Annotated in this window: 12 protein-coding genes; 2 read left to right on the forward strand and 10 right to left on the reverse strand. The window is 61.0% G+C overall.

Annotation, left to right across the window (positions count from 1 at the left end):
- The first annotated feature begins 23 nt into the window (after positions 1-23).
- On the forward strand, positions 24-1,559 hold the full coding sequence (locus ACO07T_RS17700; RefSeq protein WP_422050446.1) for a Ppx/GppA family phosphatase: 1,536 nt from the start codon (positions 24-26) through the stop codon (positions 1,557-1,559).
- Between the two features lie 44 nt (positions 1,560-1,603).
- Here ACO07T_RS17700 and ACO07T_RS17705 read toward each other — a convergent pair whose 3' ends face one another.
- From ACO07T_RS17705 to ACO07T_RS17735, 7 genes are all read right to left on the reverse strand, one after another.
- The gene (locus ACO07T_RS17705) at positions 1,604-1,996 is read right to left on the reverse strand and encodes a hypothetical protein (RefSeq protein ID WP_422050447.1); all 393 of its coding nucleotides are present in this window, start codon (positions 1,994-1,996) and stop codon (positions 1,604-1,606) included.
- Between the two features lie 25 nt (positions 1,997-2,021).
- A complete protein-coding gene (locus ACO07T_RS17710; RefSeq protein WP_422050448.1) occupies positions 2,022-3,047 on the reverse strand; it encodes an endonuclease/exonuclease/phosphatase family protein in 1,026 nt (341 codons plus the stop codon).
- Complete coding sequence (locus tag ACO07T_RS17715; RefSeq protein ID WP_209063862.1) at positions 3,047-3,724, reverse strand: molecular chaperone DjiA; 678 nt, start codon at positions 3,722-3,724, stop codon at positions 3,047-3,049. Before ACO07T_RS17715 ends, ACO07T_RS17710 begins: the two co-directional genes overlap by 1 nt.
- Positions 3,725-3,766: 42 nt before the next feature.
- Positions 3,767-4,246 (reverse strand): GNAT family N-acetyltransferase, encoded by a 480-nt coding sequence (locus ACO07T_RS17720; RefSeq protein WP_422050449.1) that lies wholly within the window; start codon positions 4,244-4,246, stop codon positions 3,767-3,769.
- Positions 4,243-4,851, reverse strand: a complete 609-nt coding sequence (locus ACO07T_RS17725) for a VOC family protein (protein WP_422050450.1) — start codon at positions 4,849-4,851, stop codon at positions 4,243-4,245. The genes ACO07T_RS17720 and ACO07T_RS17725 overlap by 4 nt, the downstream gene beginning before the upstream one ends.
- Before the next feature lie 171 nt (positions 4,852-5,022).
- Positions 5,023-7,149 (reverse strand): methylmalonyl-CoA mutase, encoded by a 2,127-nt coding sequence (scpA, locus tag ACO07T_RS17730; RefSeq protein ID WP_422050451.1) that lies wholly within the window; start codon positions 7,147-7,149, stop codon positions 5,023-5,025.
- A 26-nt stretch (positions 7,150-7,175) separates the two neighbouring features.
- Positions 7,176-8,132: a hypothetical protein gene (locus tag ACO07T_RS17735; protein WP_209063871.1), complete on the reverse strand. Its 957-nt coding sequence runs from the start codon at positions 8,130-8,132 to the stop codon at positions 7,176-7,178.
- Positions 8,133-8,243: 111 nt separating this feature from the next.
- Here ACO07T_RS17735 and ACO07T_RS17740 point away from each other — a divergent pair, with 111 nt between their 5' ends.
- On the forward strand, positions 8,244-8,717 hold the full coding sequence (locus tag ACO07T_RS17740; RefSeq protein WP_422050452.1) for a DUF4174 domain-containing protein: 474 nt from the start codon (positions 8,244-8,246) through the stop codon (positions 8,715-8,717).
- Positions 8,718-8,760: 43 nt separating this feature from the next.
- On the opposite strand, the gene ACO07T_RS17745 is transcribed toward ACO07T_RS17740, so the two are convergent.
- The 3 genes from ACO07T_RS17745 to ACO07T_RS17755 all read right to left on the reverse strand — a co-directional run bounded on the left by ACO07T_RS17745 (position 8,761) and on the right by ACO07T_RS17755 (position 12,152).
- A complete protein-coding gene (locus tag ACO07T_RS17745; RefSeq protein ID WP_422050453.1) occupies positions 8,761-9,675 on the reverse strand; it encodes an aldo/keto reductase in 915 nt (304 codons plus the stop codon).
- A 73-nt stretch (positions 9,676-9,748) separates the two neighbouring features.
- On the reverse strand, positions 9,749-11,776 hold the full coding sequence (locus ACO07T_RS17750; RefSeq protein WP_422050454.1) for an acetyl-CoA carboxylase biotin carboxylase subunit: 2,028 nt from the start codon (positions 11,774-11,776) through the stop codon (positions 9,749-9,751).
- Positions 11,777-11,948: 172 nt separating this feature from the next.
- The gene (locus ACO07T_RS17755; protein WP_209081110.1) at positions 11,949-12,152 is read right to left on the reverse strand and encodes a hypothetical protein; all 204 of its coding nucleotides are present in this window, start codon (positions 12,150-12,152) and stop codon (positions 11,949-11,951) included.
- Positions 12,153-12,330 lie beyond the last annotated feature (178 nt).

Consider the following 12,330-nt stretch of genomic DNA (forward strand, 5'->3'; position numbering starts at 1 on the left):
TTTTTTGGCCGGACCAGACGCCTATGCCCAATGACCCGAAACAGGATCACAGCCTGTTTGAACGCCCCATCTTTGAAGATCCCGAAGCCCGAGCCCTGTCTCGTGTTGGCGTGGTGGATGTGGGATCCAACTCCGTCCGACTGGTGGTCTTTGACGGGGCCGCCCGCAGCCCGGCCTATTTTTACAACGAAAAAATCATGTGTGCCTTGGGCGCTGGCATTGCCGAGACCGGCAGGCTGAACCCCAAAGGGCGCGAGCGTGCGCTCTCGGCCATCGCCCGCTTTGCCCAGATTGCGCGCACCATGCGGGTCTCTGGCCTCACAGCCGTGGCCACCGCCGCCGTGCGCGAAGCCAGCGATGGTCAGGCCTTCTGCGCGGAAGTGCTGGAGCAGACCGGCGTGATGATTCACGTGATCGACGGCGCGGAAGAGGCCCGCCTCTCCGCGCAAGGTGTGCTCACCGGCTGGCCCGGCGCTTACGGTCTGATCTGTGACATTGGCGGTGCCTCCATGGAGCTTGCGGAAATCAACGACGGTCAGGTGGGCCGCCGCGTGACCTCCCCGCTTGGCCCGCTCAAGCTGCGCGACGTCAAAGGCGGTAAAAAGGGCCGCCGCGCCTTTATCAACGACACGCTTGACCAGCTCTACAACCAAATGGGCAACCAGCGAAACCGCCTGTTCCTCGTGGGCGGCAGCTGGCGGGCCATCGCCCGCATCGACATGGAGCGGCAGAACTACCCGCTCAAAGTGCTGCATGAATACCGCATGACCGCCACCTCGGTGCGCGAAACCGCCAAATATATCCAGTCTCAGGACCCCGACGAGCTGCGCGCACGCTGCGGGATTTCCAGCTCCCGTATGGACCTTGTCCCGCTGGCCATCGAAGTGCTCAAAGGTGTGCTGCGCCGCTTCAAGCCGCATGACATCGCCATCAGCTCCTACGGCATCCGCGAAGGCGTGCTCTATGAGCAGATGCCAGAACGCATCCGCCAGCGTGATCCGCTGATTGAGGCCTGCCGCTTCATGGAAGCCAAAGACGCCCGCATCCCCGGTTTTGGCAAGGCGCTCTACCGCTTCATCCAGCCGCTGTTCAACGCGGCAAAGCCGGAACAGCACCGCCTGATCAAAGCCGCCTGCCTGCTGCATGACGTCAGCTGGCGCGCCCATCCCGACTACCGCGCTGAAACCGTGTTTGACAGCACCACCCGCGCCAATCTCGGCGGATTGAAACACAGCGAACGTGTGTTCCTTGGCCTGTCCCTACTGCACCGCTACCGCAACAAGGCTGAAGGCACCCGCTTTGAAGAGCTTGCTCGTCTCTTGAGCAACAAACAGCGCCATCAGGCCGAGGTCATCGGCAAATCCATGCGCTTTGGGGCCATGCTCTGGCAAAGTGACAGCGAGAATATGGGCAGTCTGAAATACTACCCGAAGAAGGCAGAGCTGCACCTGCGTCTGCCCACCAGCACCGGAGCGCTGTATGGCGAGGTGGCCGAATCCCGTTTCAACGCGCTCTGCAACACACTGGGGGCCGCCCCAACCGTGAAAGTGCGCGACTGATCAGATCGCGGCAAGTCTCATGGGTGCGCGCCGAGCGTGCGCACTCACAACTCTATCGCGCCATCCTCGCCGCCTTCGCTCACACCGCCCTCGTCTTCTGGCGTTATGACCTCAGGCACCTTCTTGCGCAAAATGATGTCCCCATTGGGCAGCATTTCCGGCGCATGATACTGGCTCCAGTCCTGCACCTGTGAAAACACCTCGCCCAGCTTGGGACCCATCTCCAGCATAAAGGCCTGAATGCTCGGACCAGCGTCTTCCATGAAAGACTGAAGCCCCTCCAGCGCTGGCGCCATTTCTTCCTGCAAGCCTTTGAAAAACAACAGCGCGCCTTCTTCCATCAGGCTGCGCCCCTCGGCCTCTTCCTCAGCCCAGCCCGCGCTTCCCAACAGGCTCACAGCCACGCATAGGCCCGCTGCCAAAATTCTCTGTTTCATGGTCTTCCTTCCTGCGCCGCCCCGCTCAGAGATCAATGTCCAGCACCACGGGAAAGTGGTCTGACGCCGCCAGCAAAGCCTCGCGCAGCGGGGCATTCTGCCAACAGGCATGATCTTCAAACGGATGCCAAATGCGCCATTTTGGCCGCGCATTGCGCAGCCCTTCCGAAATCATCACGTAATCCAGCAAGGCCGACAAATAGCGCCCCTGCCGCTCAATATGAAACCGCGCCGTGCTGGCCTGCGCCGCCAACGGGTGGCGCAGCGCATCCTGCGCATGCGGGTCAAACATGCGCGCGCCATCCTCCGGCCCGATCAGGATTTCCACCGAAGAATAACCAAACAGATGTTCAAACTCATCAAGCCCCGGCCCGTCGTTCAAATCCCCGAGCAGGATCACATCATCGCCCGCCGCCAGATCTTCTTCGATCCGCCGCCGCAGCCAGATCGCCTGCGCCAACTGCTTGCGCCGGTTGGCAATGGAGATGCGCATGACCTCATCGTCCCCGCGCGCGCCATGGGGGGCCTTGGATTTCAGATGCGCCCCGATCATGCGGAAGGTGCGGCCCTTGGCTGTGGTCACATCGAGCTCCAGCGGCGGTTTTGAAAACCGCACCAGATCCTCCCGCGCATCCACATCCAGATCAATCCGCATGGCCCCGTCAAACCGTGGCGCGCCCACCGCGCCCTCCGGCCCAGCTTCCACCCCGCGCGGATCATGCATCGGCACCAGGGCCGCCGGATCAAACAGTAAGGCGATTTCCTGCTGTGTGGTGTTGGCAAAGCCCATGATCGCCTTGCGCGCGCGCAACTGAAACTGTCCGGCAAAGTGCTCCAGCGCCGCAACGGTGTTTCTCCGCCGCCCCTGATCGGGCGCTTCCACCACCATCACCGCATCCGCATCCATCTCGGTGAACACGCGCCCCAGCGCCTCAATCTGCGCCGCCCGGCTCACGCCTTGCCGCCCGGATGCCTCGTCATCGCGCAAAAGCCTGTTGTCCTCATCAAAGAGGCTCGAAAACCACTCCACATTATATGTGGCGATGCGCATCACGCGGCCTCGTTGATCTGATCCCAGGCTCTGTTGATATCAATCATACGTTTTTCAGCGATTTTCACCGCTTCTTCAGGCACGCCCCGCGCAATCATGCTGTCCGGATGGGTGTCGCGCACAAGTTGTCGCCAGGCCTTTCTAATATCCTCTATTGGCGTCTCCGGGTCCACCCCCAACACGCTATAAGGATCAGGCTCCGCATCCGGCACATAGCGCGCCCGCAAAGCTTTGAAGCAATGGTCATCCATGCCGAGGATTTCCGCAACGCGGCTGAGGAAGATATCCTCATTGGGGTGATACTCCCCATCCGCCACGGCGATATGGAACAGCCCTTCCATCAAATCTCCGGGCCGCCCGCGCACCGCACCAAACATGCCTTTGATGCGATGGGCATATTCCTCAAACCCCGCCACGTCCTGCCGCGCCATATTAAAGACCTTGGCCGCCTTGGCCTCATCTTTGGGCGCAATCTGAAAGACTTCGCGGAAGGCTGTCACCTCATCGCGGGTCACCAGACCGTCGGCTTTGGCCATCTTTGCCCCCAGCGCAATCACCGCAATGGTGAAAGCCACAGAGCGCTCCGGCGGCGCGCGCAACTGTTCAAAAACCTCCGCGAGGGATTCCCCCTGGCTGAGGGCGGACAAAGCTTGGCTGATGCGGGACCAAATAGACATATCCCTAACCTATCCTCTCTGCCGTCAAATGCCAGTGCTGCATCACAGCATTTTTTGCAGCAAGACCAGATCCATCCAGCGATGAAACTTGCGCCCCACCTCAGGAAGCCGTCCAACCTCCTGAAATCCCATCGTTTTGTGAAATGCGATGCCTGCGGCGTTTTCACTCCCCACACCGGCCACCATCACATGATGTCCGGCCGCTTTTGCTGCATCCTCAAGCTGCCCCAGCAAAGCGCGCCCAAGGCCCTGCCCGCGCGCCGAAGGTGTCAGATAGACGGTATGCTCCACCGTGCGCGCATAACCCGGCCCGCCACGAAACGCGCCATAGGTGGCAAAGCCCACAATCTGCCCTGCCCGCTCGGCCACAAAAAACGCTGCCGCCTCGGCCTCAATCACCGCGCGCACCTGCTCTGAGGTCTTTTCAACCGTGGTGAAGGTGCTCACACCCTCGCGGATCTCGGCGTTCCAAATCGCCGCCACCGCCTCGGCATCGGCCGCCGCGGCTCTGCGCAGCGTCATCGCAATACCCGCGTGCCATGCGGTGTCTCAAAGGTTGCGCGCAACTCGGAAGGCCCGTCCACAAACACCACACGCGCGTCCTGCAAACCCACCGCCGCCGCAAGCGCTGTCGCCTCCGGATGTGCCACCTCCAGCCGTGTCAGCGACACGCCGGAGGCGGGCAGAAGCTCCGCCGGTGTCACCGCCACATCCCACTGAATGAGCGCCGGAAAGCGGTTGTCAAACGGCAGCACGCCACTATCGGGCACCGCCATCCGCCATTTCAGATCCCCGCGCGACAGGGCAATCGGCTTGCCCGCCTCCACGTCCAGACGCGCCAACTCGCCGTCCAGATCATCACTGCGGCAAATCCAGTTCCCCAGACGCGGCCCGCCTTGCAGGCGATCCAGATCAAACCACCGTGGATAGGGCAGCGCCTCTGCCGCCGGATTGGCGGCAATCGCTTCCAGATAGAGCCCATCCGCCAGACCAATCAGTTGATTGTGCGTGCCAAAATGCGCGTGCTCACCACCCGGCCCCATTTTGATGCCCAGCGCCTCTTCCACATGCGCCACCGCCTCTGCCAGCGTTTCTGCGGCCACCGCCAAATGATCCAATCTCAGCATCACACCCTCCTGCTTTGGCGCCACCAAAGCCCAAAGCGCGCCCCACCACAACGCAAAAAGAGGCGCGAAACCGCGCCCCTTCCTCTTGCCCGAAATATCCCGGGGGTACGGGGGCTGGCCCCCGTTTAAAACCTGCGTACGGGGGCTGGCCCCCGCACCGTTCGGCCCCGCTTACTTACGGGCGTCGCGGATCAGTTCCAGAATGTTCTGCGCCGCTTCCGGAATGTTGGTGCCCGGGCCAAAGATCGCCTTCACTCCCGCATTCTGCAGAAACTCATAGTCCTGCTGCGGAATAACGCCGCCGCAGATCACGATAATGTCCTCGGCGTCTTTGTCTTTCAGCGCTTCGATCAACTGTGGCGCCAGCGTCTTGTGACCTGCCGCCTGCGAGGAAATCCCGACCACATGAACGTCGTTGTCCACCGCGTCCTGCGCTGCTTCTGCCGGGGTCTGGAACAGCGGTCCCACATCCACGTCAAAGCCGATATCGGCAAAGGCGGTCGCAATCACTTTTGCACCACGGTCATGGCCATCCTGACCCATCTTCACCACCAGCAGACGCGGACGGCGGCCTTCTTCTTCGGCAAAGTCCTCGATGGATTTCTGAATGGCCGCAAAGCCCTCGTCGCCCTCATAGGCTGCGCCGTATACACCGGCGAGCGTCTTCACTTCAGCGCGGTGACGGCCGAATTCCTTCTCCATTGCCATGCTGATCTCTCCTACCGAGGCGCGGGCACGCGCGGCTTCCACTGCTGCGGCCAAGAGATTGCCGCCTTCTTTTGCCACTTTTGTCAGGTTCTCAAGAGCGGCGTCACAGGCAGCGCTGTCACGCTCTGCCCGGATGCGCTCCAGACGGGCGATCTGGCTTTCGCGCACCGCCACGTTGTCCACATCGAGAATGTCGATCGGGTCTTCCTGTTCCTTGCGGTACTTGTTGACCCCAACGATCACCTCGTCGCCCTTGTCGATCATCGCCTGACGGGTCGCCGCGCTTTCCTCGATGCGCAGCTTCGGCATGCCGCTGGCCACCGCCTTGGTCATGCCGCCCATCTCCTCGACCTCTTCGATCAGCGCCCAGGCCTTCTCAATCAGCTCATTGGTCAGGCTCTCGATGTAGTAAGAACCCGCCAGCGGATCGACCACATTGGTCACGCCGGTCTCTTCCTGCAGCACGAGCTGGGTGTTGCGCGCGATGCGTGCGGAGAAATCGGTCGGCAGCGCGATGGCTTCATCCAGCGCGTTGGTGTGCAGCGACTGGGTGCCGCCCAGAACCGCGCTCATCGCCTCATAGGCGGTGCGGATCACGTTGTTATAAGGATCCTGCTCCTGCAAGCTCACGCCAGAAGTCTGACAGTGGGTCCGCAGCATCTTGGAGCGTTCGGATTTCGCGCCAAATTCAGTCATGATCTTGTGCCAGATCGTGCGCGCCGCGCGCAGCTTGGCGATCTCCATGAAGAAGTTCATGCCAATCGCAAAGAAGAAGCTCAGGCGGCCTGCGAATTTGTCCACATCCATGCCCGCATCCATCGCCGCGCGCACATATTCACGCCCGTCCGCCAGCGTGTAGGCCAGCTCCTGCACGAGGTTCGCCCCCGCTTCCTGCATGTGGTAGCCGGAGATCGAAATGCTGTTGAACTTCGGCATCTCGTTGGAGGTGTATTCGATGATGTCAGAGATGATCCGCATGCTTGGCTCAGGCGGATAGATATAGGTGTTGCGCACCATGAACTCTTTCAGAATGTCGTTCTGAATGGTGCCCGCCAGCAGGCTCTTGTCATGGCCCTGTTCTTCACCGGCCACAATGAAGTTCGCAAGGATCGGAATAACCGCGCCGTTCATGGTCATCGACACAGAGACTTTGTCCAGCGGAATGCCGTCAAACAGGATCTTCATGTCCTCAACGGAATCAATCGCCACACCGGCCTTGCCCACGTCACCCACCACGCGCTCGTGGTCGCTGTCATAGCCACGGTGTGTCGCCAGATCGAAGGCCACAGACACACCCTGCTGACCGGCCGCGAGGTTGCGGCGGTAAAAGGCGTTGGATTCTTCGGCGGTGGAGAAGCCCGCATACTGGCGGATCGTCCAGGGACGGCCGGCATACATCGTCGCCTTGGGGCCGCGTGTGAACGGGCCAAAGCCCGGCAAGCTGCCCATATGCGGCAGATCCTGTGTGTCTTCTTCCGTGTAGAGCGGTTTGACATCAATGCCTTCGAGCGTTTTCCACGTCAAATCCTCAAGCGGTTTTCCACGCAGCTCTTTTTCCGCCAGTTCGGCCCATTTCTTGGTGTCTGTCATCGACGTCATCCTCGTCTTCGTTTTTGCTAGCCAAAGCGGCTGGCACTGCCAGCCCTCTCCGGTGCGCTGTCTTCAATCAGATACGCCAGTCCATCCGCCCCGGCGCGCAGCCAGGCCAGATCTTCGACGTAAATTTCTCTCAAAATATCAACCTTGAAGGCATCAAACGGATGCCAGCGCCCCATCCCATTGGGCAGTGCGTCAGGTGACTCCCCGCGGTCCCGCAGGATCTCTCTCAGCTCAGGCAGTTTGGGCACCTGAGCCAGACCGTTCAGGCGGAAGTTGGTCGGCGCTTCAAAACGTCCGCTGACCGCATATCCCAGCACGACCTCAGGCCGCGCGCCCAAACGCTCATAGGGGATCACCAGAATTTCGGCATCCGGCGCGGCGCAGGCCAGATCCAGCACCACTTTGCGCCAGCTGCGCGGCTGTGTGACCAGACGCTCCAGCTTTGCCTCATCCGGCAGGTCCCGGCCCCAGCGCAACCCGTGCGCCAAAGCCCCTCCCCAATAGTCTTCAAGCGCGCGAATGCCGATGATCACGCGCTTCACACGTCCGCCAAAAGCATGCACAACCCGCGCCACCCGCTCCCCCGCCGCCGGGTAGAGCCGCTCTGCGGCGAGGTTGTTTTCCATGCTGCCCAGCATGTCCGGTTCAAGCACCATCAGATCCTTGACCTTGTCACGCTCAAGCATGGCAGACCGCAATTGCACCCGCCCGGCCCCGCGTGCACGGCGTCGTTCCACGCCATGCAGACCGGATCTGAGAGTGACCCCGTCAAACAGGCCCTTGCGGGTGTGTTCTGTAGTCCAGACCGCCAAACCACGGGCCTGAAGCGACCGGCGGTTGCGATTGAGATAGCTTGCGAGTGTGGAAACCCCAGAGAGATGGGCCCCGACATGTAGGATGACGTCCATGGCTGCGCGCACCTTGCTAAAGGCCATACCCGCAGGGGCGGCCGGATATACAGAGACCGCCATCATGCACAGACACCCATGGATATCTTGCTAATCGACTGTAAAATTTGACCCATTTTACGGTTAGGGATCGTATTGTGGGTCAGCACGCTTATATTGGGCGCAGCAGGAGAGAGAATGACACACCGCTTAGCCCTTGTTCTAATTGCCTTTCTGTCAGCCACCGGCGTTGCGGCACAGGCCACCGAAGCCCCAACCGCCCCCGGCGCAGAAAACACCGAAAATGCACCACAACTTGTGCGCTCAGGCCTTGATGCGCAGCTCGAGGATTTCCGCTGGGTGAATCGGCTGATCGTGGTGTTTGCCGATACCGAGCGCGATCCGCGCTTCATACAGCAGATGGAGCTCATTATTGCGCGCCCTGAAGCTTTGCTTGAGCGCGACGTGATTGTCTTCACCGACACCGATCCGGCGGCCAAATCCCCACTGCGCCAGAAACTGCGCCCGCGCGGGTTCATGATGGCCTTTGTTGGCAAAGACGGCATCGTGTATTTCCGCAAACCGCTGCCGTGGTCCGTGCGTGAAATCTCTGCCAGCATCGACAAAAACCCGCTGCGCCAGCAGGAAATCCGCGACCGCCGCCAGCCGTGAACGCGCGCCTCTGCGCGCGGTGTGATATGCCCGGCGGCCGATCTCACGGCATCGCTTTCCCGCGTGCGGCGACCAGCACATCATACCAATCCTGACGGCTCAGACGCACGTCAAACACCTTGGCGCTGTCTTTGATCCGCGCCACATTCTGGGTGCCGATCAGGGCAATAAGATTGCTGGGATGCGCCAGTACCCAGGCCAGTGCCACATGGTCCACGCCGACGGATTCGCGTATGGCAATCCCCTCCAGCACAGTCAGCACGCGGGCCTCCTGCGTGCCCGCTTCCGGCTGATGCGCCGCCGTCAAACGGCCTCCGCCAAGCGGCGACCAGGCCATCACCGCAAGGTCCAACTCCTGCGCAATATCCAGCGTGCCATCTTCCAGCGGATCAATCGCGAGCGGTGAAAACTCCGGCTGGCTCGCGACCAGCGGAAAATCCAGCTTGCTCTGCAGCGCCCGGATCTGTGTGTGGGTGAAATTGCTCACCCCCGCTTCCCGGATTTTGCCCTCATGGCGCAGCTGCGTCAGCGCGTCCGCCACCTCCTCAAACGAGGCCAGCAGGTCGGGACGATGGATCAGGAAAACGTCGATGGTGTCGGTGCCAAGCCGCGCGAGCGAGCCTTCACAGCTCGCAATCAAGTTGGACGCGCGGCTGTCGTAAGGCACAGGCGGGTGAATGCCCGCTTTGGTCACCAGCACCGTGCGTGCGCGCAGATCTTTTTCCGCGCGGTAGACAGCGCCAAGCACCTCTTCCGCAGCGCCAAAGCCTTCGGCGCCAAATCCGTAAATCGCCGCCGTGTCCACAAGGTTGGCGCCAATCTCCAGCGCCGCATGCACCTTCTGCGCCGCCTCCGCCGCTGTAGACCCTGCAAACCGCCAGCACCCATAGGCCAGCCGCCCGGTGTCAAACGGGCCAATTTGGGTCGTCTTTGCAATGTGCAATGCGTCTCCGGTCATGGCGGGCTCCTATGGTTTCGGCGGTGAGAGCCCGCCCGACATCCAAGCCGGACGAGCCATTGTCTGGATCAGATCATTCGAATTCGATGATCACATCATCCACCGCAAGGCTGTCGCCTGCGGCTGCGTTGATCTTGCTGACCACGGCCTTCTTCTCGGCCCGCAGGATGTTTTCCATCTTCATGGCTTCTACCGTGCACAGCGCCTGACCTTCCTGCACTTCGTCCCCCACTTCCACGTCGACCTTCACGATCAGACCCGGCATTGGGCACAAGAGCATCTTGGAGGTGTCCGGCGGCAGCTTCTCCGGCATCAGCTTGGCAAGCTCGGCCTGACGTGGGGTGCGCACATGCACCTTCAGATCCGCACCACGGGTCCGCAGACGGAACCCGCCGGAGATTTTGCCAACCTTCAGCACCAGACGGCCATCCACATCGACCTCTGCCAACTGGTCACCCGGCGTCCAGTCAGAGGCCACACGCAGCTTGCTGCCATCCTCAAACTTGACGGTGGAGCCTTCCTTGTCGGCCTTCACCTTAACGGCAAAGTCATGCCCCTGCAGGGAGACAACCCACTTCTTGCCGACACGGCGCTCGTGGTTGTCCATGCGGCCCGACACACGGGTGCGACGGATCTCTGCCACGCGGTACATTGCCGCCGCAGCCGCCGCCACGCGCTTCAGCTGCGCCTCAGGCAGTTCCACACCGTCAAAGCCTTCCGGATACTGCTCTTCAATGAAGGCGGTGGTCATATCGCCTTTGATGAAGATCGGGTGATCCATCACCGCGCTCAGGAACGGCAGGTTGTGGCCAATGCCTTCGACTTCAAAGCTGTCCAGCGCCACACGCATCGCCTCAATCGCCGCGTCGCGGGTCGGGGCCCATGTGCAGAGCTTGGCGATCATCGGGTCATAATACATGCTGATCTCGCCGCCTTCATAGACGCCGGTATCATTGCGCACGACCTCATCGCCCGCATCACCGGGCTGGGTGCCCGGGGTATAGGCTTTGGTCTCCGCCGGTGGTCGGTAACGGGTCAGACGGCCAATAGACGGCAGGAAGTTGCGATAAGGATCTTCCGCATAGAGACGGTTCTCAATCGCCCAGCCCTGCAGCTTCACATCGTCTTGGGTGATGGTCAGCGGCTCGCCATTTGCGACACGGATCATCTGCTCCACAAGGTCCACACCGGTGATCAGCTCGGTCACAGGGTGTTCCACCTGCAGACGGGTGTTCATCTCAAGGAAGTAGAAGTTCTTGTCGCCATCCACGATGAATTCCACGGTCCCGGCAGAGGCATAGCCCACTGCTTTCGCCAGCGCGACAGATTGCTCGCCCATCGCCTTACGGGTGGCTTCATCAAGGAACGGGCTTGGCGCCTCTTCCACAACTTTCTGGTTCCGGCGCTGGATCGAACATTCGCGCTCCCCCAGATAGACGCCGTTGCCATGCGCATCACACAGCACCTGAATTTCAATGTGGCGCGGCTGGGTCACGAACTTCTCGATGAAGATACGGTCATCACCAAAGCTGTTGGCCGCCTCGTTCTTGGACGATTGGAAACCCTCGCGCGCTTCCTCATCATTCCACGCGATCCGCATGCCTTTGCCGCCGCCACCAGCGGAGGCTTTGATCATCACCGGATAGCCGATCTCGTTGGAGATCTTCACGGCCTCATCCGCATCCTCGATCAGGCCCATATAGCCCGGCACAGTGGACACATTGGCGTCCTGTGCGATCTTTTTGGAGGTGATCTTGTCCCCCATCGCCTCGATTGCCCCTTTAGGGGGGCCGATGAAGGCCACGCCAGCCGCTTCCAGCGCCTCGGCAAATTTCGCGTTTTCCGACAGGAAGCCATAGCCCGGATGCACCGCCTGCGCGCCGGTCTTCTTGATGGCGTCCATGACCTTGTCGATCACGATGTAGGATTGGTTGGCGGGCGGCGGGCCAATATGCACCGCTTCATCCGCCATCTGCACATGCAGCGCCTGCTTGTCGGCGTCAGAGTAAATCGCCACCGTCTTGATGCCCATCTTGCGGGCAGATTTGATCACACGGCAGGCAATCTCGCCCCGGTTGGCAATCAGGATCTTGTCGAACATCGTCTCGTCCTTTTGGTCTTGTCAGGCCGCTTGCGCGGTCTGGTTTGGCAACAAAAAAGCCACCCGCCCGCGCAAACGGGTGGATGGCTTCGTTTTCGGGTTCGACTGACGGGCAGCCGAATATCTCAGAACTGATGCCGGGGCCGCAGCTGCTGCCGCCGCCCGCGCTTCATCAGCACTTGTTGGAGAATTCTTTACAATAAACGACGTTGGCTGCGCTGCCGATGACCGCGCCAGCGGCGAGGCTGCCGCCCACGACCGCAGAGGCCGCAGTGCCTGCGCCCGCGCCGATGAGCGCCTGTTCGCCAAGGGTGTCGCCACAGGCGCCAAGCGCGGTGAGCGCACAGACGCCGAGAATTGCTGCTTTGATACGCATTGCTGAGTTTCCGATACCTGTGAGGGTCTTATGCCCTCTGCGTTTCTGCCTGCATCCGTCTGCCCGCTGCACAGCTCTTTGACAGCCTGCGGTCCCGCGTTTTTCCAGCCTGCCTTTGATGAGGTCTGAACCGAAAAAACGGGTGATTCTGAAGGGACACGACAGAACCACCCGGAAG

The sequence above is a fragment of the Shimia sp. genome (genome assembly GCF_965227725.1).
GTDB lineage: Bacteria > Pseudomonadota > Alphaproteobacteria > Rhodobacterales > Rhodobacteraceae > Shimia.